Below are 21,845 nucleotides of genomic sequence, written 5' to 3'. Positions count from 1 at the left end.
GTGTTGCTTGGGTTAATGCTTCGGTTACACTCGCCCGAGCAAGGGGGCATTGGGGGATTCCGGTTTATGATTAGAAAGTCCATCGGGCTGCTGGCCGGCATGCTGGTCACAGTGGCCGTTTATGCGGCCGGTACCCAGCTTCGTGCCGATCACCCTGACAGTTACACGGTGCGCCGCGGCGATACGCTGTGGGCCATTTCCGCCCGTTTCCTGTCCAAGCCATGGCTGTGGCCGGAGATCTGGCAGGCCAATCCGCAGGTGCACAACCCGCATTTGATCTACCCGGGCGACGTGCTGGACCTGTCCTTTATTAACGGCGGCCCCGCGCTGCGCCTGGAACCGGCCATCCGCCACGAGGGCGAGGCGATTCCGGCCATTTCGGTGGACCAGCTCAAGCCGTTCCTGCGCGATTCGCGCGTGGTGGACCCGGACGAGGTGAAGAACGCGCCTTATGTCATGGGTTTCGAGGAGGCGGACATCACCGGCACCGCCGGCCGCAACCTCTACGTGCGCAATCTGCATGCGCAGCCCGGCCAGCGCTGGGCGATCGTGCGCCCGACCCACGTCTTCCGCACCTACGGCGGTTCGGAAGAAGAGGAAAGCAACGACATGGCGGCCAATCTGGTCGATAGCGACGTGGCTACCACGCGCTCGCCATGGAACGAGGAATGGACGACCGACATGGGCCGCTCCACGCCCAATCACGTCTTCCGCGGCAAGACCCTGGCGATGGAAGTGGAAGTGATCGGCCAGGCGGAAGTTCTCCGCGGCGGCGATCCGTCGACCCTGTTGCTGCTCAATTCCATCATGGAAATTCGCGCCGGCGACCGTCTGATGCCGGTGGACGACAACCCGTACGACCCTTACTACTACCCGCATCCGCCCAAGAGTGCACCGGGCGACGGCCGCGTCATCGCCTTCTCCCACGAGCGCATTACCCAGGTCGGCCCGAACGACGTGGTGGTGCTGTCGATCGGTTCGAAGGATGGCGTGGACAACGGCACGACCTTCTCGCTGTGGCAGCCGGGCGAGCAGGTTTACGACGACGTAGCCCACGATGTGTGGAACCGCTACGCCTTCAAGACCGTGACCCTGCCGGACGAGTACGTCGGGCACGTGATGATTTTCCGCACCTTCGACCGGGTGAGCTACGGCATCGTGATGGACGGCCTCAAGCCGGTGCACATCGGCGCCAGGGCCAAGATGCCCGAGTAGCTTCAAGGCGACATCGGCCCACAGCACGGCGCGGCGATCCCGCGCCGTGTTCGTTTGTGGCGCTCGCTTAGACTCGCGGCATGGATGAGCAAGCCCAATGGCGAGATTGGCTGACGCTTCTGCGCACGCCAGGGTTGGGCCCGGCAGGCCTGCGTGAGCGGCTGACTGCGGCGCAGGGACGGGCTGACCGAGTGCTTGCCCGGCTTCGGCAGGAGGCGGCCCTGCTGGCGCCGGAGGCGCGGGCCTGGCTGGAGCGGCCGGATGAGGCGAGACTGGCCGCGGACCTGGATTGGCTGGCGGCGCCGAACCATCACCTGCTCCGTTGCACGGAGCCCGATTTTCCACCCCTGCTCGAACACATCCCGCAAGCGCCGGTGGCGCTGTTCGTCAGCGGCGATACCAGCCTGCTGCTGCGTCCACAGGTGGCGGTGGTAGGGGCGCGCAGCGCCAGCGCCGCCGGCAAGAGCGTCGCGGGCGCCTTTGCCAGGCAGCTGGCCCAGGCGGGCTTCGTGATCACCAGCGGCCTGGCCGACGGGATCGATGGTGCGGCCCACCAGGCGGCCCTGACGGAAGGCTTGCCGACCATCGCCGTGATCGGCACCGGCCCCGACCGGGTTTATCCCCGCAAGCACCGCCCGTTGCAGGCGCAGGTGGAAGCCGCTGGCGCAGTGGTCAGTGAATTTCTGCCCGGTACGGCGGCACGCGCCGACCACTTTCCGCGCCGCAATCGCATCATTGCCGGCCTGTCGCTGGGAACGCTGGTGGTGGAGGCAGGGCTGCAGTCCGGTTCGCTGATTACCGCGCGGCTGGCGGGCGAACAGGGGCGGGAGGTATTCGCCGTGCCCGGATCCATCCATAATCCGCTCGCCCGTGGTTGCCACCGTCTTATCAAGGAAGGTGTGCGGCTGGTCGAAGGCGCGTCGGAAATCGTCGAAACCCTGGCTCCCGCCGCGCGGGCCCTGGGTGTCGAACTGGCCCGACGCCTGGACCAATCGCCGGAGGCAGGCACAGAACGCGATCGGCTGCCTTCGGACGGCCGGCGCGACGATCCGGACTACCGACGCCTGCTGGACGCGCTCGGCCACGCTCCGGCGGCCTTGGACGAGCTGGCTGAACGCACCGGCCAAACCGCTGCCGTTTTGTCATCCATGCTGCTGATGCTGGAGCTGGAGGGCCGTGTCGAGGGGCTGGCGGGTGGTCGCTATCAGCGCTTGCCAGGTGTTTGAGACGCGTCGGAAAGGGTCGTAGACCTCGCTTTCACAAGTGGCAGCTTGACAGCCGTCGAGCTGGCATGCTTCCAACTATATATAGAGCGGCCGTCCCCATACGGTCGCGCATGGCATCTTTGGAACCCCCCGCCACATGGCAAAAAACCTGCTCATCGTCGAGTCGCCGGCCAAGGCCAAGACGATCAATAAATACCTCGGCAAGGACTTTCAGGTCCTGGCCTCCTACGGTCACGTGCGCGACCTGAAGCCCAAAGAGGGCGCAGTCGATCCCGACCACAACTTCGCCATGAAGTACGAGGTGATCGAGCGCAACGAGAAACACGTCGACGCCATCGCCAAGGCAGCCAAGGTCGCCGACGACATCTATCTGGCGACCGACTTGGATCGCGAAGGCGAGGCGATCAGCTGGCACATCAGCGAGATCCTGAAAGAGCGCGGCCTTGCCGACGGCAAGCAGATGCACCGCGTGGTGTTCTCCGAGATCACCCCCAAGGCGATCAAGGCTGCCGTGGCCGCGCCGCGCGCCCTGTCGCACGACTTGGTCGACGCCCAGCAGGCGCGCCGTGCGCTGGACTACCTGGTCGGCTTCAACCTGTCGCCCGTGCTGTGGCGCAAGGTGCAGCGCGGCTTGTCCGCCGGCCGCGTGCAGAGCCCGGCGCTGCGCATGATCGTGGAGCGCGAGGAGGAAATCGAAGCCTTCGTCGCCCGCGAATACTGGACGGTGGAAGCGCAGCTCAAGCACGCCGACGGCGATTTCAGTGCGCGCCTGACCAAGCTCAACGGCAAGAAGTTCGAGCAGTTCGACCTCACCAACGAAACCGATGCGATGGCGGCGCGCGCCGCACTGAAGGAAGCTGCCCGCGGCCACCTTACCGTCAGCGAAGTCGGCAGCAAGGAGCGCAAGCGCCGCCCGGCACCGCCCTTCACCACCTCCACGCTGCAGCAGGAAGCCGCGCGCAAGCTGGGCTTCGGCACCAGCCGCACCATGAAGGTGGCGCAGGGGTTGTACGAAGGTGTCGGCCTGGGCAGCGAAGGCAACGTCGGCCTGATCACCTACATGCGTACCGACTCCACCGCTTTGTCGGACGATGCCGTCGGCGAACTGCGCCAGCTGATTGCGCGCGACTACGGCAACAAGGCACTGCCGGACGGTCCGCAGGTCTATCGCACCAAGTCCAAGAACGCACAGGAAGCGCACGAGGCGATCCGTCCCACCTCGGCCATGCGCACGCCGCGTGAAGTGGCGCAGTTTCTCAACGACGAGCAGCGCAAGTTGTACGAGCTGATCTGGAAGCGCACCGTCGCCTGCCAGATGATCCACGCCACCATGAACACAGTGTCGGCGGATTTCGACGTCAAGCAGGTGAAGGGCGGCGACGCCGCGTTCCGCGCCACCGGTACCACCATCGTCGATCCCGGCTTCCTTGCCGTTTACGAAGAAGGCCGCGACCAGAAGTCCGCCGAGGACGACGACGAAGGCCGTCGCCTGCCGCGCTTGCAGAAAGGCGAGCAGGTGCCGCTGCACGAAATCGTTGCGGACCAGCACTTCACCGAGCCGCCGCCGCGCTATTCCGAAGCCAGCCTGGTGAAGGTGCTGGAGGAATACGGCATCGGCCGTCCGTCCACCTACGCCAGCATCATCCAGGTGTTGCAGAACCGCGAGTACGTGCTGCTCGACAACCGCCGTTTCCGTCCCACCGACGTCGGCCGTGCGGTCAGCAAGTTCCTCACCCAGCATTTCACCCAGTACGTCGATTACGACTTCACCGCCAAGCTTGAAGACGAGCTCGATGCGGTGAGCCGAGGCGAAGAGGCCTGGGTGCCGCTGATGCAGCGCTTCTGGCAGCCGTTCAAGCAGCAGGTCGAAGAGAAAACCGAATCGGTCGATCGCAGCGAAGCCACCGGCGCACGCGAACTCGGCACCGACCCGAAAAGCGGCAAGCCGGTTTCGGTACGCCTGGGCCGCTACGGACCGTATGCGCAGATCGGCGACAAGGACGTGGACGAGAAGCTGCAGTTCGCGTCGCTGCGTCCGGGTCAGAGCATGCACACGATTACGCTGGAAGAAGCCATTGAGCTGTTCAAGCTGCCGCGCAAGCTCGGACAGGCTGAAAACGGCGATGAAGTGAGCGTCGGCGTCGGCCGCTTCGGTCCCTTCGTGAAGCAGGGCAGCACCTATGCTTCGCTGAAGGCGGAAGACGATCCGTATACGATCGAGCTGCCGCGCGCGCTGCAGATCGTGCAGGAAAAGCTGGAGCTGATCGCCAATCGCATCATCAAGGATTTCGGCAACGGCGTGCAGGTTCTCAACGGCCGCTTCGGTCCGTACATCACCGATGGCGAGAAGAACGCACGTATCCCCAAGGATCAGGAGCCGAAGGATCTGACCGAAGCGCAGTGCATGGAGCTGCTGGCGGCGGCGCCGGTCAAGAAAGGCCGTTTCGGCAAGAAAAGCGCGGCCAAGAAAGCCGAGCCTGCCGCGAAGAAAGCTGCGGCTAAAAAGGCGCCGGTAAAGAAAGCTGCCGCAGAGAAAACGGCGACCAAGAAAACGGCAACCAAGAAGACGACAGCCAAGAAAACGGCAACGAAAAAAACGGCGGCCAAGAAAGCGCCGGCCAAGAAGGCTGCCAGCAAGAAAGCCAAAGCCTGATCGACACGCCCCCTCTCCCTTCGGGCGAGGGGTGCCTTGGATACATAGCGATGGAATCGGGAAGCACAGTCCCCAAGCACTACACGCTCGCCCAGCTCGACCAGGCCGCCAGCGCGCTGCACGCCGGCGGTGTGCTGGCCTATCCCACCGAAGCGGTGTTCGGCCTCGGTTGCGATCCGCACAATCGCCAGGCTTTCGAGCGCATTTTTGCCTTGAAGCAGCGCCCGGCCACGCAAGGTGTATTGCTGATTGCGGCCGACTTCGCCGACGTCGAGCGCTACGTCGATCTGCCCAAAGTGCCCCGCGGCGTGCTGGCCCAGGTGCAGGCCAGTTGGCCCGGCCCGTTTACCTGGATCTTTCCCCGCAGCGCGGAAGTTCCGGAGTGGGTGGCCGGTGCCCATGCCGGCATTGCCTTGCGTGTCAGTGCCCACGCCCCGGCCATTGCGCTGTGTCGCGCCTTTGGCGGTGCTCTGGTATCGACCAGCGCCAACCCTCACGGCCAGCCGCCTGCGCGCGATCTGGCGACCCTGGATGAGTATTTCGGCGCTGCCCTGGACGGTGCCGTCGATGCGCCCCTGGGCGGTGCATCCCAGCCGACCACCATTCGCGATGCGCTGACAGGCGCTATCATCCGCACCTGAATCCCGGGCAAGCGGCACCCGGCGCAAGTAGGCGCCGATTCAGCCGCAACCATGAGGATGGGGGATAACAATCGGCACTCCGATCACCGGCAGCACGGCTGCCCGGGCAGACGGGGTTATGCATCGGCAAGGCAGCAGGAGCACGTGGCGTGGCGATCGTCTACGACACCTATCAACGCGATGAAGCAGAACGCCTGCTGCCTTTGTTGAAGGCGGGCGACGGACTGCGCATCGTGGCGCTGCACGAAGGCGAGACGATTACCGCCGCGCAATTCGTGGCCCACGTCGAACACGTCGCCGCCCAGCTGCCGGAAGCCGCGGCGGCGGTCAATCTGTGCGAAGACCGTTACGCATTCCTGGTCGCTTTCTGCGCGATCGCCCTGCGCGGCCAGGCCAACCTGTTGCCGCCCTCTCGTGCACCGCATGCGGTGGAAGAGGTGATGGCCGCCTATCCGGGATGCCACGTGGTTGGCGACCGTCCGCTGGACCCCGCTCCGCAGCGCTACCACGTATTGCCAGCGTTGACGGTGGGTGCCGCGGTGCCCGTTCCCATCGAATGGCCGTCCATTCCGGCCACGCAGTCCGTGGCGGTCGGCTATACCTCCGGTTCCACCGGCTCGCCGCGTCCGAACGTGAAAACCTGGCGCAGCCTGTGCGCCAGCACCGCTGGCAACCTGCGCATGCTGCAGCACGTGGTCGGCGAGCATTTTGCCGTGGTGGCCACGGTGCCGCCGCAGCACGTCTACGGCATGGAAATGTCGGTGTTGCTGCCTTTGCTGGGCGAGGTGCAGGTGCACTCCGGTCGGCCGTTCTTCCCCGCCGATATCGCCACTGCGCTGTCCGCGATGCCCGAACCTCGCGTGCTGGTCACCACGCCGGTGCATTTGCGCGCGCTGGTCGAATCGGGTGTGGCACTGCCGCCGCTGGCTGCGATGCTGTCAGCCACCGCGCCGATGCCGCCGGAGCTGGCAGCGCAGGCGGAGCGCCATTTCGGCGCGCCGCTGCTGGAAGTGTTCGGCTCTACCGAGACCTGCGCTTTTGCCTCGCGCCGGGTGATCGTGGACAGGCATTGGTCGCTTTATCACGGCGTGCATCTGCATCCGCAGCCGGATGGGACGCAGATCGAGGCACCGCAATTGGACGCACCGGCAACGCTCGCCGATATCGTGCAGTTGCACGAGCAAGGTCGGCACTTCGAGCTGTGCGGCCGCCATGCCGACCTGCTGGAAATTGCCGGCAAGCGCGCTTCGCTCGGCGACCTGACCCGCCGCCTGCTGGCCATTGAGGGGGTCGAGGATGGCGTGGTGTTTCAATCCGACGAGGCCGACGCCATCGGCGTGCGCCGCATCGCCGCCCTGGCCGTCGCGCCGGGGGTAAGCGAGCAGGCCATCCTCGATGCTTTGCGTGCGTCGATCGATCCGGTGTTCCTGCCCCGCCCGCTGCGCCTGGTCGGCAGCCTGCCCCGCAACGAGACCGGCAAGCTGCCCCGGGCCGCCCTGCTGGATCTGCTCGCCAGGCCCTAGCTCAAGGCAGGCCGGGTCCCCGCTACAATTGCACAGTTGCGCCCTCGCGGCGCCGGCAATTTCGGAGTCCCCGGCATGAAAGTTCTGGTTATCGGCAACGGCGGTCGCGAGCACGCGCTGGCGTGGAAGCTCAAGCAGTCGCGGCGCGTCAGCGAGGTGATCGTGGCGCCCGGCAACGCCGGAACCGCGCGCGAACATGGCGTGCGCAATGCCGATGTGGCGGTCACCGATATCGAGGGGTTGCTGAAACTGGCCAAGGCCGAAAAGGTGGAGCTCACCGTAGTCGGTCCCGAAGGGCCGCTGGTGGCCGGCGTGGTCGACAAGTTCCGCGCCGCCGGCTTGCGCGTTTTCGGGCCGCGGGCGATTGCCGCGCAGTTGGAAGGCTCCAAGGCCTTCGCCAAGGATTTCCTGCTCCGCCACAACATTCCGACCGCGCACTACGCGGTGTTTACCGAGCTCAACCCCGCGCTGGCCTATGTGCGCGAACGCGGCGCGCCGATCGTGATCAAGGCCGACGGCCTGGCGGCGGGCAAGGGCGTGGTGGTGGCGTTGACGTTGGGCGATGCGGAATTGGCGCTGCACGACATGCTTGGTGCGCACGCTTTTGGGGATGCTTCCGCGCGCGTGGTGATCGAGGAGTTCCTGGAGGGCGAGGAAGCGAGCTACATCGTGATGAGCGACGGTTCGCACGCGTTGCCGATGGCCAGCAGCCAGGACCACAAGCGCCGCGACGACAACGACCTGGGTCCCAATACCGGCGGCATGGGCGCCTATTCGCCTGCGCCGGTGGTAACGCCCGAGGTGGAAAAGCGCATCCTCAAAGAAGTGATCGAGCCTACCTTGCGCGGCATGGCTTCCGAAGGGGCGCCGTTTATCGGATTCCTCTATGCCGGGCTGATGATCGACAAGCAGGGCACGCCGAAGGTGATCGAATTCAACGTGCGCTTCGGCGATCCGGAAACCCAGCCGATCATGCTGCGGTTGAAGTCCGACTTCGTCGATCTGATCGAAGCGGCGCTCGATGGCGAACTGCACCACACCCACGCGCAGTGGGATGCACGCCCGTCGATCGGCGTGGTGATGGCGGCGAGCGGTTATCCGGGCAAGGTGAAAAGCGGTGACCTGATCGAAGGGCTGGATGCCGAGCTGGGTGCGGACGTCAAGGTTTTCCAGGCGGGCACCAAGCTGGATGTGCATGGCCGCCCGATTACCGCCGGCGGTCGCGTGCTTACCGTCTGTGCGTTGGGCAAAGACATCGCGGCAGCGCGTGAAAATGCCTATGCGGCGGTCAGGAAGATCCACTTTGACGGTGCTTTCTGTCGTCGCGACATCGCGCACCGGGCTCTGCGCCGAGGCTGATTTTCAGTCGCGGCGGTATTCCAGCAGATCCCAGCGGTTGCCGTAGAGGTCCTCGAACACGGCAACCGTTCCGTAGGCTTGCACACTGGGCGGCCGCACGAACCGGACGCCCGCGGAGATCATGTCGCGGTAGTCGCGCCGGAAGTCGTCCGTGCCGAGAAACAGAAACACGCGTCCGCCGGCCTGGTTGCCGACAAAGGATTCCTGTTCCGGCGTGGACGCGCGCGCAAGCAGCAAGCTGGTGCCGCACGACCCTGGCGGCGCGATGACGACCCAGCGCTTGTCCTGCTCCGGTTGATAGCTGTCTTCGAGCACGACGAAGCGCAGCTTTTTGGTGTAGAAATCGATGGTCTCGTCGTAATCGCGAACCACCAGCGCAACGTGAGCCAGCGCTTGTTGCATGGTCGTGCCTTCACCAGGGGCGGCGAATGACACATTCGCAATCCAGTTGCGTTTGCGGCGTTCGAGTCGCTCGTCGCCGGTTTCCTCGTCCAGCGTCGACGATGAACGTTGAAGTAGGGAGGGCGGCACGTTTTGGAAGGTGTTGACGTTGACGACGGCATACAGCTGGCCATCAATCCGGCTCGTCACCACCGGCACGCCGCCGCAGCGCGCGCAGACCTGAAAATCGGCAGTGCCGGTGCCAAAGGCATAGCGTGATACCAGCGAAGGATCACGCACGGTTATCTGCAGCGAGCCGGTCGGGCAGGATGTCCAGACGCCGCCGTGGCCGGTACAGAACGAGCAGGTGCAGGCACGCGCAGGGATCTGCGATGGATCGGTTTTCCAATCCAGCTCATATGCGATGTTTCCGCAATGACAACGTCCTGAAATCACCATGGCGATACTCGCAGACCTTTCCGGGCTAGGCGGTCAAGCTTAAGCGAGCAGCGCGTGGCAAATCCACGCCACGATGATTCAACGGACGGGTTTGCGGCGTCGGCGTCGGATCATCAACCAGGCGTACACGCAAGCGTTCACGCCCAGCACGAGCGCGCCAAGCAGGTATTGGATCTCCCGGGTGAGTCCGGAAGGGTAGATCGTCGCCAGCAGGTAGTGTCCGATGAAGTCTCCGCTGTAACCGGATTCTCCCGCCGCGGCGCGGAAATGGTTTTCCACGTAGGTTAGCGGACAGATCCTGCCGCTAAGTTCCACGTAGAAGCCCCACGCTGCGGCCGGCAGTTGCAGCCAGGGAATCCAGCGCCACTTCAGGGCAAGCAGTGCGCCCAGTGCAACGAACAAGATGAAGGCCAGATGGAAGGCCAGTACGGCGTCGGCGACGATAAGCGGCCAGGCCATCGCGGAATGTCCTCGATCAGTCGCGCCATGGTACGCCGCGCGGACGTGGCGATGGAAAGTCTTCGATGACGCGCAGGGTTTCGCGCTAGGCTACGCCCAGCCCAACGCCAAGGATCAGCATGAGCCAGTTCACCCTGTTAGGACGCCGCCGGTTCGCGCCGTTTTTCTGGACGCAGGCGCTGGGTGCCTTCAACGACAACGCGTTCCGCAGCGCCATGGTGGCGCTGGTTTCCTACAGGATGGCATTGCCGCAGAGCGATGTGAGCTTGTACAACAATCTCGCGCCGGGCTTGTTCATTCTGCCGTACTTCCTGTTTTCGGCATCGGCCGGGCAGTTGGCGGAGCGCTTCGAAAAGACGCGCATCATCCGCTACGTCAAGCTGTTCGAGATCCTGGCGATGATGTTGGCGGCTTATGGGTTCATTACTCATCACCTGCTGCTGTTGCTCTGCGTGCTGTTCATGATGGGCATGCATTCGACGGTATTCGGCCCGATCAAGTACGCGATTCTGCCGCAGGCCCTGAAACCCTTCGAGCTGGTGGGCGGCAACGGGCTGGTCGAGATGGGCACGCAAATGGCGATCCTGATCGGCTTGATCGCGGGTGTGCAGGTGATGCAGATCGCCGATGGGGGATCGCATTACTCCGCGGCAATGACCATCGGCATTGCCATCGTTGGCTATTTCGCCAGCCGCCTGATTCCTGCGGCTCCCGCCACGGCGCCCGATCTGAAACTCAACTGGAATCCCGTGTCGGAAACGATGCGCGTGCTGCGCATTACCCGCGAGAGCCACGCGGTATTCAACGCGATCCTCGGCATCTCCTGGTACTGGTTCTTCGGCACGCTGGTGCTGGCGCATCTGCCGATGTACGCAAGCATCGATCTGGGTGGCGATGCATCGGTCTACACGACGGTGCTGGTGTTGTTCTCGGTGGGTACGGGGATCGGCGCCTTGATGTGCGAAAAGATGTCCGGCCGGCGCGTGGAAATCGGTCTGGTGCCGCTCGGCGCGTTCGGCCTGACCGTGTTCGCGCTGGATCTGTATCTGCGCGGGCCCGTGGCCGCGGGGGTGCACGGGCGCAACTGGTCGGCGTTCCTGCTTGCTGCGGGAAGCTGGCGGATCGTGCTGGACCTTACGCTTATCGGCGTGTTCTCCGGCTTCTACGTGGTACCGCTGTTCGCTTTCGTGCAAGCGCGCACCAAGGCCGACCGGTTGTCCCGCGTGATTGCCGGCAACAATATTCTCAATGCGCTGTTTATCGTGACCGCCTCGTTGTTCGGTTTGGTGCTCGACCGTGTGGGTTTGAGCGTGCCGCAGGTGTTCCTGGTCGCAGCGGTGCTCAATGTGGTGGTGGCGGTCTATATCTTCACGCTGGTGCCCGAATTCCTGATGCGATTCATCACCTGGATACTGGTGAATACGCTTTATCGCATTCGGGTGGAGGGCATGAAGCATCTGCCGGAAGAGGGCGCTGCGCTACTGGTGTGCAATCACGTGAGTTTCATGGATCCGTTGATCCTGATGGCAAGCCTGCGCCGGCCGGCGCGCTTCGTGATGTATTACAAGATATTCAAGATCCCGTTGCTGCACTTCGTGTTCAAGACGGCCAAGGCGATTCCCATCGCCGGCCAGAAGGAAGATCCGGCCGTGTTGCAACGGGCCTTCGAGGATATCGACGAGGCTTTGGCAAACGGCGAGCTGGTATGCATCTTTCCCGAAGGCGGATTGACCAGGGATGGCCAGCTTGCGCCGTTCCGTGCCGGGGTCGAGAAAATTCTGCAGCGCAGGCCGGTGCCGGTCGTGCCGATGGCTTTGCGCGGATTGTGGGGAAGCGTGTGGAGCCGGCGCGATTCCATGCTCGGACGTGCGCGCCTGCCACGCCGCTTTCGTGCACGCATCGAATTGGTTGTGGACGCCGCCGCACCTGCCGCGCAGATGGATGCCGCGGTATTGCAGGATCGCGTGCAAGCGCTGCGCGGAGATTTGGCCTAGCGCTAACAGGCCCTAGTGCAGCCAGCCGCCCACGACAATCAAGGCCACTATGCTCAGCCAGGTGAGCAGGGCGCGCAGCAATGCATCGCGCAGGCGGCGCAATTCGCGTAGCGGATCGGTACGCTCTTCGGCGTAGCCGTCGCCGCCCTCGATATCGGTGAGGACATCGGCGCGCGCCGCGGCGCCGAGGAAGCCGGGATTGGACAGATACCAGCTGTTGGGCGCGGCCTGCTGGTGCCAGCGGCGCCATGCGCCGATGACGGCATCCCAATGGCCGACCAGTGCAAGGGTGAACACCATCAATTGAGCGGGCAGCCAGTCCAGGCCGTTGGCCAGGTAGCGTGCATAGGTGCGGGCGTCTGCGTCCAGCGCCAGCGAACTGTCGTGGCCCAGTTGTCGTGCCAGCCGATACAGCAGCGCGCCGGTCGGGCCGAGCAGGAAAAACCAGAAGATCACGCCGAAACGGCGGCGCAGGGCTGCATAGGCAGTGGCTTCGCCCAGGTCGGCGGTAGTCCAGGCGACGGTTTCGCAGTCGTCGCACAGCGCTTGCGCGGCGGATTCGCGGCGCTGCTGGTCGGGCGCTTTGAGAATGGCTTCGATGTCCGCTTCAAAGGCGTGCGGTCCAAAGGAAAACAGCAGGACCGCCAGACCGAACACCAGTTGCAGCAGCGCCGCCAGCGGAAGGCCGTGCAGGATCCACGCGACCAGCGCGCAAGCGGCGATCGGCGCGAGCACGGTCAGCAGCACGCGTGCGCTGCCGCGCGTATCGGCCAATTGGGCCACCCAGCGACGAAAGCCGGCATCGCCGCGCCAATGCGCTAGTTGTGGCTGCAGATGCAGCAATCCCAGGGCGACAAGCGCGGCAAGCAGGCGAATGGCCATGAAGGCGGACTCCGAAAGATGACGCATTGTAAGCGAGCGAAGGGGGCCTGTTCAGGCCCCATCGAAGTCAGTGCGCGCGCTCGACCAGCGCGTCCAGGTCCAGCCCCGCGCGTTCGCGCAACCAGTGCGAGAGCAACTGGTAGGACACGGAGAGTCGGCTCGGCGTACCCAGGCTGCCGTCGGCCAGACCGTCGACGATCTGCCGCGGCGTGAACCAGCGTGCATCTTCCAGTTCGCCGTCGCGCAAGCGGATGGCCGGCGAAATGGCGTTCGCGGTAAAGCCCACCATCAGCGAAGCGGGCAGGGGCCACGGTTGCGATGAGTGGTAATGCACGTCGCCGACGATGACGCCGGATTCTTCGGCGACTTCGCGGCGTACGGCATCTTCCAGCGCTTCGCCGGGTTCGATGAAGCCGGCGAGCGTGGAGTAGCGGCCCGCCGGCCAGCCTGCTTGCCGGCCGAGCAGGCAAGCACCCTCGTATTCGACGATGACGATGATCGCCGCGTCCGTGCGCGGAAAGTGGAGCCGGCCGCACGCTGCGTTGGTGCATTGGGCGCGATGTCCCGACGACACCAGTTGCAAGGGCGAGCCGCAGCGCGCGCAGAACTGCGTTTCGCGCTGCCAATGGGCCAGTCCTTTGGCGTAGGCGAACAACCCTGCCTCCGGGGCGGCCAGGCGCAAGCCGGCTTCGCGCAGGCTCATGCGGCGGGCATCGAGGGCCGATTCCAGCGAGACGTGGTCGTGGTGCTCATCCAGCAACAGCATGAAATGCGGCTGCCCGTCGGCAATGCCGAGCAGGCTCCACGATGCGTCGGGCAGCAGCAGTTCGCGCTCGGCGGCATCCAGCCAGCGCAAGGCTTCTTCGTGGCGATGCAGGTAGGCATCGCCGGAAGGATCGAGCAATAGATACCGGGCGTTCCGGGCTCCGGCTTGCTCAGTGACCCAGTCGCCAGCGTCGCGCTGTTCGGAAACGCGATCGAGGATCAGGCTGAGTCCGGCGAAGGTGTTGAGGTTCGTCGAAGCCATCCGTGTCGGTCGCCGCTCAGGTGGAGAACGACGAACCGCAGCCGCAGGTGGTCTTGGCGTTGGGGTTGCGGATGACGAATTGCGAGCCGCTGAGGTTCTCGGTGTAGTCGATTTCGGCACCGGTGAGGTATTGCAGCGACAGCGGATCGACCAGCAGGGTGACGCCTTCGCGATCCAGCGCGAAGTCGTCTTCGGCGCGTGCCTCGTCGAAGGTGAAGCCGTACTGGAAGCCCGAGCAGCCGCCGCCGGTGATGTACACGCGCAGCTTCAGCTCAGGGTTGCCTTCTTCCTGAATGAGCTCGTGCACCTTGCGTGCGGCAGCTTCGGTAAAGACCAGCGGAGCGCCGGCCTGGCGGTAATCGGGGATTGCGACGATGGTTTCCATGGCGCGGAAATGGGGTTGATGCGGGGCGGAGTCAAGCATATCAGCAGCCGGCCCCGGCCCGCCGGGTCCCGCCGCGCCCGATTCAGGCGGTCGCGGCTTCCGAGCGTACTTCCGGGGCCGGCAGTTCGCGTTGGACGTGATCTTCACCCTGGTGCGCCATGCGGCCGTTCACTTGTGCGCCGGCTGCCATTTCCAGCGAGTTGTAGCGAACGTCGCCGACTATGCGGGCCTGCGCGGCCAGTTCCAGCCGCTCGCTGGCGTAGATGTCGCCGGTGACCTGGCCGTTGATCATGGCGTGCGGCACGCGCACCTCGCCCTGCACCTGGCCGTGCTCGCTCAGGGTGAATACAGCACTGGAGCCTTCGCCCAGCACCGAACCCTCGATGCGGCCATCCAGGTGCAGCGTGCCGGTGAAGCGGACATCGCCGCGGATGATCGTGCCGTGCGCGATCAGGCTGGTTTCGGCGTTTCTGGGTGCCGATTCGTTGCGTTTACGGCTGAGCATCGGTGGTGTCCCCCTGGTTGTTGGTCGTTGGGCTGGATAAGGCGTCGTTCCAGGCTACGGCGCGGCTGACTGGATCGCCATTTTCCGGCTGGACTGTGACATGCAGACGCGTCGGCTGAAAATCGGACGGCAGCGCAATGGTGGCGTGAAGCTGTTGGAAATACCGAAATCGAAAGGGGATTCCGGCTTTTTCGGAGGCATCGCCCAACGTGGACCAGTCGAGCTGCTCTACCTTGTTGTTGCGCAAGCCTTCCACGCTGATCGTGGTGGTTCCGCTGGTGTCGTCGTCGCGCTTGATGTTCTGCGTGAGGCTGATGGCGAGGTTCCACGCTTGCGAGTGCGGCACCGGTTGCAGCGACACTTCCTGCACTTTCAATCCTTCGCGCTGCGCGTCGCCGCCGACCAGGCGCGAATAGAAACTGAGATCCGCGCGCAAGCCGCTGATTTCCTCGTCGCGCTGCGAGATGGTTTCGCGCAAAGCTTTGGTGGCAACGTCGGTGACTTGCTGGGAGCGCTGCAGATTGGCGACCTGCTGCTTGAGGTCTTCGTTTTGCGTGGTGAGTTCGCGCAAATGGCGCCGGTCGGCGATGCGCGGCACGACGCCTTTCCATTCACCCACGGCGAACGCGACGATCACCGCGACCAGCAGCACGCTGCCAAGCCAGGCAAGCCCCAACCACAGCAGATAGCGCCGCTGGCTGGCGGCGTCGTGCGGGCGTACGACGTAGCGCGGTGGTGGGCGGGAAGGCATGGGCGGCCGTTTCGGAAAAGCCGAGGATATAGCCCGCTGGCAACGACACCGTCAAGGAATCTTCCCGCGCTTTGTGCCCGCAGTCGCTTTGCTGCGCTGCGGGCGGGCTTTTTCTTAACGTTAACTTTCCATCTTCGACTGCAGATAGCGCTCCGAGCCGATGTCCTTGACCAGGCTGAGCTGGGTCTCCAGCCAATCGATGTGCTCTTCTTCGTCGTGAAGAATGATTTTGAACATGTCACGGCTGATGTAGTCGGCGACGCTCTCGCAATATGCGATGCCTTGGCGCAGATCTATCGTTGCCGCCATTTCCAGGTCGAGATCGCCCTGGATGCATTCGAGCGCGTTCTCGCCGATACGCAGCTTGCCCAGGTGCTGCAGATTGGGCAGGCCTTCCAGGAACAGGATGCGCTCGATCAGGCGATCGGCGTGTTTCATCTCGTCGATGGATTCCTTGTATTCGTGTTCGGCCAATTCCTGATAGCCCCAGTTCTTGAACATGCGGGCATGCAGGAAATACTGATTGATGGCCGTCAGTTCGTTGTAGAGCACCTTGTTGAGGAACTCGATGACCTTGGCGTCGCCCTTCATGGCTGCTCTCCGTACGTTGGCTGAAATAGCACTATACGGATTCTGGGTACGGACGGGCGTCAATGCGGACTATTGGCGGATACGAAAACGCCACCGGGAAAGGCCGGAGGCGTCTCTTGAAAAGCTTTGGGTGGAATCAGGCGGCGACCAGGATAGGCAGATCGAGCGCGACCTGTGCCACGGCAGCATCCAGCGTGCTGCGTGCTTCGGCTTCGCAGCAGCCGCAACAGTCCGAGCAGCCGGTGCGCGCCTGCAGTTCCGGGAAAGTCCGCACGCCTTCCGTCGCGGCGCGGCGAATGTCGTGATCGGTAATGGCGTTGCACAGACAGATGTACATGGCCCGCATTTCAACGCGAATGCGAATGATTGTCAATAAGTGTTCGCTGAACGGGGGAGTCAGGCCGCCTGCTGCCGGCCCCGGTTGTTCCGCGGTTGCGGCCGGGGGCCCAGCTCGATGCTCAGGATGGTTTCCACCAGCGGGGCGAAATGGCGCAAGGCGCGGTGGTAGACGTCACGCTTGAAATTCACCACGTGGGCGGCCGGGTACCAGAAATCCACCCAGCGCCAGAGGTCGAATTCCGGCTTGTCGCAGGCATCCAGGCGCAATGCATCCTCGCCGCCGACCAGCTTCAGCAGGAACCACACCTGCTTCTGGCCGATGCAGGTCGGTTGCTGGTGGTGGCGGATATAGCGGCTGGGAAGCTTGTAGCGCAGCCAGCCGCGGGTACTGCCCAGTACCTCGACGTGCTGGGGCGAAAGGCCGGTTTCTTCTTCCAGCTCCCTATACATGGCCTCAAGCGGCGTTTCGTCGCTGCGCATGCCGCCTTGCGGGAACTGCCAGCCGTCGCGATGGATACGGCGCGCCCAGAACAGCCGGCCGTCTGCATTGAGCAGCACGATGCCAACATTCGGACGGTAGCCATCAACGTCGATCATCCAACCTCCTCGGATCACGTAGGCGCATTCCGCCGGGGGAATAGCGCATGTAACCCGGGATCGATTCAACCACAGCCTACAAAGCGGGAGCAAGCGAACCACTTGAACCGCAGGGGCCAGACTATTACACTGCCGCGCCCCGCCTGAATCCAGCCGATCCGGCTCCTAGGCGGCGAGACCCTCAAGGCTATGTAGCTCAGCCGGTTAGAGCACAGCACTCATAATGCTGGGGTCGGTGGTTCGAGTCCACCCATAGCCACCATATACGCATCCATCCCCGTCCATACAAGTCCGAAAAACCCAGATGTACCAAGGGTTTCGGGCGATGCGTTGTCTCATGCCGTCCAGCGTCGTCCATTGAAATCCACCATCTGGTGACGGTAGGTTTGACGGTAACAGGACTTACCGTCAGGGGTGTTACCGTCATGGCGCTTACCGACACTGCAATCCGCAAAGCCAAGCCAACGGACAAGCCGTACAAGATGACAGACGGCGACGGCCTCTATCTTTTGGTGAGTCCCAACGGCTCGCGCTGGTGGCGTTTTGACTACCGTTTTGCGGGTAGGCGCAAGACGCTGAGCATGGGCACCTACCCCGACACTGGGTTGGCCGAGGCTCGAGAGAAACGGGATGCTGCGCGCAAGCTGGTGGCGCTCCGGACCGACCCTGGTGCTCAGCGTAAGGCGGAGAAGGTGGCCGGTGCCGAGCGGGCCGCCAATAGCTTTGAGGTGATCGCCAGAGAGTGGCTCGAGGTGAAGCAGCCGGAGTGGACCCCTGGGCAGTTCGATAAGGAGCGCCTCCGCCTGGAGAATCACGCCTTCCCGCGGATTGGCGCCGCACCCATTGCTGCGATCGGCGTGGCCGAGATCCGCCCCTTGCTGGCGCATCTGGTGAAGCAGGGGCATATAGAGCAGGCCCATCGGCTTCGGCACCAGCTCAGTCGGGTGTTCCGCTTTGCCGTGGCCACCGAGCGCGCCAGCCGCGACCCTGCCGCGGACCTACGGGACACCCTGCCTGCGCGGAATCCCAAGAACCACCCGACCATTACCGACCCGAAGCAGGTTGGCGATCTCATGCGCGCGATCGACGGATTCACCGGCACCTTCCCCGTGAAGTGCGCCCTGCAGCTGGCGCCCCTTTGGTTCTGTCGACCTGGCGAGATCCGCATGGCGGAATGGTCCCACTTTGACCTGGACGGCGAGCACCCGACCTACACGGTGCCACCGGCGAACCGAAAGCTGAAGAAGGCAGCCAAGGAGAGCCCGCAGACGCCGCCTCACATCGTCCCACTCTCCAAGCAGGCGCTGGATATCCTCCGAGAGCTGCGCCAGCTAACCGGCCACGGGAAGTACCTCTTCCCCGGCGGGCGTGATCCCAGGCGCCACATGTCGGATGGGGCCATCAATGCAGCTCTGGCTCGTATTGGGTATAAGGGCATCATCACGGGGCATGGGTTTCGCCACATGGCCCGTACGCTGCTTGGAGAGATGGGGTGGAGTGCTGAGGCATTGGAGCGCCAGCTCTCTCACAAGGAGCCCGGCGTGGCGGGCGTTTACAACAAGGCCCAGCACCTGCCAGAGCGTAGGAAGATCATGCGGGCATGGGCTGACTACCTTGACGGGTTAAAGCTAGGCGACGAGATCGTACTGTTAGCAGGCCATCAGGGCGGGCGCGCCAAAACGAGCGTCGAATAGCCGTGAAAATCGCAGAGTACATAGGCTAACGGCACCTATGCCGCCCCCTTGTCTGGCCTTTCCATAGATGTTGTGGGGGGAAAGTGGCGCTCATCTCGGATGAGATGGCATGGCGCTCTATTGACTGCATATGGCTGCTGAAGGTGTTTCGAAAACCGTGACTTTAGGCCTTGCAAATACGGTCGATACCCATAAATACTATGGGTCATGGCAGACGTAGTCCCATTTCCCGGGCGAAGTGGTTTGCCCTCTTCACTTACGCCCGATGAGCTCGTAGCCCTGATCCGGGAACTCTTGGATCAGGGTGGAAGGATCGTCGCTCGAGAGCATGCATATACGCGCATGGAGGAACGCGAGATCAGCATGCGACAGGTCCGGCATGTGTTACTTCGTGGAGAAGTCATCCGTGGGCCCGAGTGGAGCAAGTATCAAAACTGGTATTTCACCATGAGGGCAGATACGGCCGGGCAGTTAGTGACAGTGGGCGGCGCAATTGATACGGATCTGATGGGACAAGCGGTGGTCGTAATAACCGTCTACTAAGTACGTCAGAAGCAGTTACGCACACAGAATCGAAGAGAATAGAGAGGAGTTATGGAGACGAACCTGTACCGCTACAAGGGGTGCGGTCTGGACAATGTCTACCTTCAAAATGGCTATACGGTGAGTACGCTTCAATCTGGGGATGAGGTTGTGTCCATCGAGGACATTGAGGGCCTGCACTGTGCGATCGCCTCGGTAATAGTTGATTCCGCATCGGCACTCGATGCTAAGACGTTTAAGTTCCTAAGGAAGGAGCTTGATATGTCGCAACGTCAGGTCGCGCAGATGCTTGACGTCGACGAGCAGACTGTCTCGTTGTGGGAGCGTGCGCGCACGCCGCTACCGCAACATGCGGATCTTTTGTTGCGTGCGTTGGTAAAGGAAAAAATGAGCGGCAACGCAGAATTGCGAAAGCTCATTCAGCTCTTTAATTCGCTAGATAGGGAGGCCCGTGCTATGGAGGCAAAGATTGCATTTGAAAAAGATGATGGGCATTGGATACAACGCGCTGCTTAATCCGTTTTTTTAACCCCGCTCCGGCGGGGTTTTTCATGTCTGAGAGGATGTCGTGAACACATATCGTATTTGGATGAAGGTCAGGCAAGATGGCTCCGCAGGACAGGACATAGAAATAGCCCGGGTCGTTCAAGCGACTAATGACTTAGAGGCTGCCGAGAAAGCAATGCTCACGGTGAGAATAGGGAACTCAGACGTCAACGCGGCAAATATCTGGGCGTCATCAAGAGAATGGATTCGAAACAGCTTGGTGATCGATACCCTGCAAGATGAGATTCGATCCACAGAGGAGATGTGCGCGCATGCATGAAGAGGAATGGCAGAAAGAGTTCGATAGGTTAGATGCTTTGTCGAAGCTGGCGCGAGATGATATCGCTCGGCTCGAGCAGGTTGGTCCGAGCTTGGATCTGATTAAAGCGTATGAGCGGATTGCCGAGATATCCGTCCGGATGTACGAGCACTTGAAAAGTAAGTTTTTTTGAATTTCCAAGCTTCGTATTAGAGGGAGAAGGTGACCGTGCCGCATAAATGGCACGGTGCCGCTGGCGCGCATCGCACTACTCGGCTCCACGCTCTCGCAGGATATGCTTGATTTCGTTCAAGGCGGCGATTTGGCGCATTTCAAACTCTGTAGGCTGCTCGAAGGTTTTAACTGACACGAGGCCACAGGTTATGCCGCCACCGCCTAGCAGAAGGGCGGAAAAATTTGTTTGACCATGCCAGTAAAGCCACAGTGCTCCAGCGCACAACAAAAGCGTTACTACCAACCATAATAGGGCTAGCCGCTTTACCTTTCCGAATCGTTCATTGCGCAATAGCATCTTGCGATGCGTGCGTTCCGCATGCAATTCATCATTTGCGCAGTGAATCAGGAGTTTGTGTTCAATGGACTGATCATGGATGTAGACGTCACCGCCCACATTGATATCTCCACCAGCATGGAAGTCCCGCATGAGTATCCTCCTAGAAATTTAGGGGCTCTAGCGCAAGAGCTTAGGCCTTGAAGCTTACTTATCGGCAGTCGGGTTGATGACTTTAGATATTTTGGTTGCCCACGGCGGCACTGCTCTATCCTACTTCAGCGTCAACTCACTAACTCGCACTGAGGGAAGTTGAATGATCCTTTTGGCAAGCAGCGGTCCGATCACATGGCAAGGAACGCTGAAGTCTGCTTTCGTTCTCTTCGTGCTCATGTGCATGCTTATCAGAAGGCAGTTTGTTCGCCGCAAATTGCTCAAAAAGAACGCGAAGGAAAGCTGGCCTGCCTGGCGGAAAGAGTGGCGTAGCAAAAGGCAGCGTAAGGCGGGTTAAGGCCTAAGCTTCCGAATCGTCATCGGGTTCGGTATCGATTTCGCGAAGACACTCTTCGATACGCTTGCGGGCTTCCTTCTCCCACGTTTCACTGCCAGCCCCCTGGGTCACTAGGTGCTGTGGCTCGATGAGTTGAATCCACCCCTTCCGACTGTCGGTATCTATGTCGTATTCGTGGATAAACGCGATGCCCATGTGCTCGCCGTGAACTTCGTGCATCAGCCACTCTCCTCCCGGTAACCAAGTGAAAGGTTACCTCCGGATGGGTAGCAAGTGACTGCGGAGCCGCCGGTCGAAGCAGACATGTAGGGTGAAGGCACGATTCCCCCTGTACGCGCCAGACGGTAGGCCGCGGAGAATCATATTGTGCGGTGCGCGAGTAGATGGAGAAGATTGGCTGATCCGTGAAGCTCGCCAGGCGCTAATATCGGCACGGAAGCTGTAAGGTTCGTAACACCAAATTGCGATTTGAGGGCATTTATGGCCGAAGCAATCGTGGGCCCATATCATGTAGGCAGTCTTGGATCCTGCACCGATCAGAATCGGGGATGGAAAGGTGAGTATGTGATCAGGCTAGGTGAGGAGCTGATCCACCGCGAGACTGTTCAGACGTATTTTACTGGCTTGATTGAAGCCAGCCATCACGCGTTAGAGATTGGAAAGCAACATGCTCAACGCCTGATCGATGAGGCAGAAGCAAAAGCCTGATCAGTTTTGCCGCGCCTAGGACGGCCACATTGCGTCACAAACATGGCCGCCACCTACTGGGCGTTGGCATTTTCCCTCCGCGAAAA

24 protein-coding genes, 1 tRNA gene and 1 pseudogene are annotated in these 21,845 nt (G+C 62.3%); 13 read left to right on the top strand and 13 right to left on the bottom strand.

The features are described from left to right. Positions 1-66: 66 nt before the first annotated feature. The 6 genes from ISS99_RS07800 to purD all read left to right on the top strand — a co-directional run bounded on the left by ISS99_RS07800 (position 67) and on the right by purD (position 8,617). Entirely contained in the window at positions 67-1,215 is a 1,149-nt protein-coding gene (locus ISS99_RS07800) for a LysM peptidoglycan-binding domain-containing protein (RefSeq protein WP_204631051.1), read from the top strand. 80 nt (positions 1,216-1,295) lie between these two features. Beyond that, positions 1,296-2,441: a DNA-processing protein DprA gene (dprA, locus tag ISS99_RS07795; RefSeq protein WP_204631050.1), complete on the top strand. Its 1,146-nt coding sequence runs from the start codon at positions 1,296-1,298 to the stop codon at positions 2,439-2,441. Between the two features lie 136 nt (positions 2,442-2,577). After that, a complete protein-coding gene (locus ISS99_RS07790; RefSeq protein WP_204631049.1) occupies positions 2,578-5,094 on the top strand; it encodes a DNA topoisomerase I in 2,517 nt (838 codons plus the stop codon). Positions 5,095-5,144: 50 nt separating this feature from the next. Beyond that, a complete protein-coding gene (tsaC, locus tag ISS99_RS07785; RefSeq protein ID WP_204631048.1) occupies positions 5,145-5,735 on the top strand; it encodes an L-threonylcarbamoyladenylate synthase type 1 TsaC in 591 nt (196 codons plus the stop codon). A 149-nt stretch (positions 5,736-5,884) separates the two neighbouring features. Then, entirely contained in the window at positions 5,885-7,258 is a 1,374-nt protein-coding gene (locus ISS99_RS07780; protein ID WP_204631047.1) for an AMP-binding protein, read from the top strand. 75 nt (positions 7,259-7,333) lie between these two features. Beyond that, a complete protein-coding gene (purD, locus tag ISS99_RS07775) occupies positions 7,334-8,617 on the top strand; it encodes a phosphoribosylamine--glycine ligase (protein ID WP_204631046.1) in 1,284 nt (427 codons plus the stop codon). Between the two features lie 3 nt (positions 8,618-8,620). On the opposite strand, the gene ISS99_RS07770 is transcribed toward purD, so the two are convergent. The 3 genes and pseudogenes from ISS99_RS07770 to ISS99_RS07765 form a co-directional block, all read right to left on the bottom strand. After that, complete coding sequence (locus ISS99_RS07770) at positions 8,621-9,019, bottom strand: VOC family protein (protein ID WP_204631604.1); 399 nt, start codon at positions 9,017-9,019, stop codon at positions 8,621-8,623. A gap of 141 nt (positions 9,020-9,160) precedes the next feature. Beyond that, positions 9,161-9,457 (bottom strand): annotated as a pseudogene (locus tag ISS99_RS23825) (GFA family protein); the annotation flags it as partial. 78 nt (positions 9,458-9,535) lie between these two features. Continuing rightward, on the bottom strand, positions 9,536-9,916 hold the full coding sequence (locus ISS99_RS07765; protein ID WP_204631045.1) for a DUF2784 domain-containing protein: 381 nt from the start codon (positions 9,914-9,916) through the stop codon (positions 9,536-9,538). 119 nt (positions 9,917-10,035) lie between these two features. Here ISS99_RS07765 and ISS99_RS07760 point away from each other — a divergent pair, with 119 nt between their 5' ends. Then, positions 10,036-11,910 carry an MFS transporter gene (locus ISS99_RS07760; protein WP_204631044.1) on the top strand — a complete coding sequence of 625 codons (1,875 nt, stop codon included), beginning with the start codon at positions 10,036-10,038 and terminating at the stop codon, positions 11,908-11,910. 12 nt (positions 11,911-11,922) lie between these two features. On the opposite strand, the gene ISS99_RS07755 is transcribed toward ISS99_RS07760, so the two are convergent. The 8 genes from ISS99_RS07755 to ISS99_RS07720 all read right to left on the bottom strand — a co-directional run bounded on the left by ISS99_RS07755 (position 11,923) and on the right by ISS99_RS07720 (position 16,987). Continuing rightward, positions 11,923-12,792 carry a beta-lactamase induction protein gene (locus ISS99_RS07755; RefSeq protein WP_204631043.1) on the bottom strand — a complete coding sequence of 290 codons (870 nt, stop codon included), beginning with the start codon at positions 12,790-12,792 and terminating at the stop codon, positions 11,923-11,925. Positions 12,793-12,859: 67 nt separating this feature from the next. Next, entirely contained in the window at positions 12,860-13,819 is a 960-nt protein-coding gene (nudC, locus tag ISS99_RS07750; RefSeq protein WP_204631042.1) for an NAD(+) diphosphatase, read from the bottom strand. Between the two features lie 16 nt (positions 13,820-13,835). After that, on the bottom strand, positions 13,836-14,204 hold the full coding sequence (erpA, locus tag ISS99_RS07745; protein ID WP_204631603.1) for an iron-sulfur cluster insertion protein ErpA: 369 nt from the start codon (positions 14,202-14,204) through the stop codon (positions 13,836-13,838). An 82-nt stretch (positions 14,205-14,286) separates the two neighbouring features. After that, positions 14,287-14,709 carry a bactofilin family protein gene (locus ISS99_RS07740; RefSeq protein ID WP_204631041.1) on the bottom strand — a complete coding sequence of 141 codons (423 nt, stop codon included), beginning with the start codon at positions 14,707-14,709 and terminating at the stop codon, positions 14,287-14,289. Continuing rightward, positions 14,696-15,460 carry a DUF6776 family protein gene (locus ISS99_RS07735; protein WP_204631040.1) on the bottom strand — a complete coding sequence of 255 codons (765 nt, stop codon included), beginning with the start codon at positions 15,458-15,460 and terminating at the stop codon, positions 14,696-14,698. The genes ISS99_RS07740 and ISS99_RS07735 overlap by 14 nt, the downstream gene beginning before the upstream one ends. A 120-nt stretch (positions 15,461-15,580) precedes the next feature. After that, a complete protein-coding gene (gene bfr / locus ISS99_RS07730) occupies positions 15,581-16,051 on the bottom strand; it encodes a bacterioferritin (protein WP_204631039.1) in 471 nt (156 codons plus the stop codon). A 136-nt stretch (positions 16,052-16,187) separates the two neighbouring features. Beyond that, positions 16,188-16,424, bottom strand: a complete 237-nt coding sequence (locus ISS99_RS07725) for a (2Fe-2S)-binding protein (protein ID WP_425490444.1) — start codon at positions 16,422-16,424, stop codon at positions 16,188-16,190. A gap of 23 nt (positions 16,425-16,447) precedes the next feature. After that, positions 16,448-16,987: an RNA pyrophosphohydrolase gene (locus tag ISS99_RS07720; RefSeq protein ID WP_204631038.1), complete on the bottom strand. Its 540-nt coding sequence runs from the start codon at positions 16,985-16,987 to the stop codon at positions 16,448-16,450. A gap of 185 nt (positions 16,988-17,172) precedes the next feature. On the opposite strand from ISS99_RS07720, the gene ISS99_RS07715 reads away from it, so the two are divergent. From ISS99_RS07715 to ISS99_RS07695, 5 genes are all read left to right on the top strand, one after another. After that, positions 17,173-17,249 (top strand) — tRNA-Met (locus ISS99_RS07715). A gap of 163 nt (positions 17,250-17,412) precedes the next feature. Continuing rightward, entirely contained in the window at positions 17,413-18,681 is a 1,269-nt protein-coding gene (locus tag ISS99_RS07710; RefSeq protein WP_204631037.1) for a tyrosine-type recombinase/integrase, read from the top strand. Positions 18,682-18,888: 207 nt separating this feature from the next. Continuing rightward, positions 18,889-19,224, top strand: a complete 336-nt coding sequence (locus ISS99_RS23785; protein WP_369418045.1) for a DUF4258 domain-containing protein — start codon at positions 18,889-18,891, stop codon at positions 19,222-19,224. Positions 19,225-19,275: 51 nt separating this feature from the next. Further along, positions 19,276-19,740, top strand: a complete 465-nt coding sequence (locus ISS99_RS07700; protein ID WP_204631035.1) for a helix-turn-helix domain-containing protein — start codon at positions 19,276-19,278, stop codon at positions 19,738-19,740. A 302-nt stretch (positions 19,741-20,042) separates the two neighbouring features. Beyond that, positions 20,043-20,222: a hypothetical protein gene (locus ISS99_RS07695; protein WP_204631034.1), complete on the top strand. Its 180-nt coding sequence runs from the start codon at positions 20,043-20,045 to the stop codon at positions 20,220-20,222. A gap of 75 nt (positions 20,223-20,297) precedes the next feature. Here ISS99_RS07695 and ISS99_RS07690 read toward each other — a convergent pair whose 3' ends face one another. Both ISS99_RS07690 and ISS99_RS07685 read right to left on the bottom strand, forming a co-directional pair. Then, complete coding sequence (locus ISS99_RS07690; RefSeq protein ID WP_204631033.1) at positions 20,298-20,693, bottom strand: hypothetical protein; 396 nt, start codon at positions 20,691-20,693, stop codon at positions 20,298-20,300. 361 nt (positions 20,694-21,054) lie between these two features. Continuing rightward, positions 21,055-21,270, bottom strand: coding sequence for a hypothetical protein (locus ISS99_RS07685; RefSeq protein WP_204631032.1), 216 nt, complete (start codon positions 21,268-21,270; stop codon positions 21,055-21,057). A 261-nt stretch (positions 21,271-21,531) separates the two neighbouring features. Between ISS99_RS07685 and ISS99_RS07680 the strand changes: the two genes are divergently transcribed. After that, a complete protein-coding gene (locus ISS99_RS07680; protein ID WP_204631031.1) occupies positions 21,532-21,759 on the top strand; it encodes a hypothetical protein in 228 nt (75 codons plus the stop codon). The last annotated feature ends 86 nt before the right edge of the window (positions 21,760-21,845 follow it).

This window comes from Dyella mobilis, from assembly GCF_016904945.1.
GTDB lineage: Bacteria > Pseudomonadota > Gammaproteobacteria > Xanthomonadales > Rhodanobacteraceae > Dyella_B > Dyella_B mobilis.
Note: the sequence above shows the minus strand (reverse complement) of the source record. Positions and strands in the feature narration are given on the sequence as shown.

Excerpts from the sequence above, each read along its gene's own strand:
- bfr (WP_204631039.1), bottom strand. The coding sequence starts at position 16,051 with ATGAAGGGCGACGCCAAGGTCATCGAGTTCCTCAACAAGGTGCTCTAC.
- ISS99_RS07760 (WP_204631044.1), top strand. The coding sequence starts at position 10,036 with ATGAGCCAGTTCACCCTGTTAGGACGCCGCCGGTTCGCGCCGTTTTTC.
- nudC (WP_204631042.1), bottom strand. The coding sequence starts at position 13,819 with ATGGCTTCGACGAACCTCAACACCTTCGCCGGACTCAGCCTGATCCTC.
- tsaC (WP_204631048.1), top strand. The coding sequence starts at position 5,145 with ATGGAATCGGGAAGCACAGTCCCCAAGCACTACACGCTCGCCCAGCTC.
- ISS99_RS07735 (WP_204631040.1), bottom strand. The coding sequence starts at position 15,460 with ATGCCTTCCCGCCCACCACCGCGCTACGTCGTACGCCCGCACGACGCC.
- dprA (WP_204631050.1), top strand. The coding sequence starts at position 1,296 with ATGGATGAGCAAGCCCAATGGCGAGATTGGCTGACGCTTCTGCGCACG.
- ISS99_RS07720 (WP_204631038.1), bottom strand. The coding sequence starts at position 16,987 with ATGATCGACGTTGATGGCTACCGTCCGAATGTTGGCATCGTGCTGCTC.
- ISS99_RS07790 (WP_204631049.1), top strand. The coding sequence starts at position 2,578 with ATGGCAAAAAACCTGCTCATCGTCGAGTCGCCGGCCAAGGCCAAGACG.
- ISS99_RS07695 (WP_204631034.1), top strand. The coding sequence starts at position 20,043 with ATGCATGAAGAGGAATGGCAGAAAGAGTTCGATAGGTTAGATGCTTTG.
- ISS99_RS07765 (WP_204631045.1), bottom strand. The coding sequence starts at position 9,916 with ATGGCCTGGCCGCTTATCGTCGCCGACGCCGTACTGGCCTTCCATCTG.
- ISS99_RS07700 (WP_204631035.1), top strand. The coding sequence starts at position 19,276 with ATGGAGACGAACCTGTACCGCTACAAGGGGTGCGGTCTGGACAATGTC.
- ISS99_RS07690 (WP_204631033.1), bottom strand. The coding sequence starts at position 20,693 with ATGCGGGACTTCCATGCTGGTGGAGATATCAATGTGGGCGGTGACGTC.
- erpA (WP_204631603.1), bottom strand. The coding sequence starts at position 14,204 with ATGGAAACCATCGTCGCAATCCCCGATTACCGCCAGGCCGGCGCTCCG.
- ISS99_RS07685 (WP_204631032.1), bottom strand. The coding sequence starts at position 21,270 with ATGCACGAAGTTCACGGCGAGCACATGGGCATCGCGTTTATCCACGAA.
- purD (WP_204631046.1), top strand. The coding sequence starts at position 7,334 with ATGAAAGTTCTGGTTATCGGCAACGGCGGTCGCGAGCACGCGCTGGCG.
- ISS99_RS07680 (WP_204631031.1), top strand. The coding sequence starts at position 21,532 with ATGGCCGAAGCAATCGTGGGCCCATATCATGTAGGCAGTCTTGGATCC.
- ISS99_RS23785 (WP_369418045.1), top strand. The coding sequence starts at position 18,889 with ATGGCAGACGTAGTCCCATTTCCCGGGCGAAGTGGTTTGCCCTCTTCA.
- ISS99_RS07740 (WP_204631041.1), bottom strand. The coding sequence starts at position 14,709 with ATGCTCAGCCGTAAACGCAACGAATCGGCACCCAGAAACGCCGAAACC.
- ISS99_RS07770 (WP_204631604.1), bottom strand. The coding sequence starts at position 9,019 with ATGCAACAAGCGCTGGCTCACGTTGCGCTGGTGGTTCGCGATTACGAC.
- ISS99_RS07800 (WP_204631051.1), top strand. The coding sequence starts at position 67 with ATGATTAGAAAGTCCATCGGGCTGCTGGCCGGCATGCTGGTCACAGTG.
- ISS99_RS07755 (WP_204631043.1), bottom strand. The coding sequence starts at position 12,792 with ATGGCCATTCGCCTGCTTGCCGCGCTTGTCGCCCTGGGATTGCTGCAT.
- ISS99_RS07710 (WP_204631037.1), top strand. The coding sequence starts at position 17,413 with ATGGCGCTTACCGACACTGCAATCCGCAAAGCCAAGCCAACGGACAAG.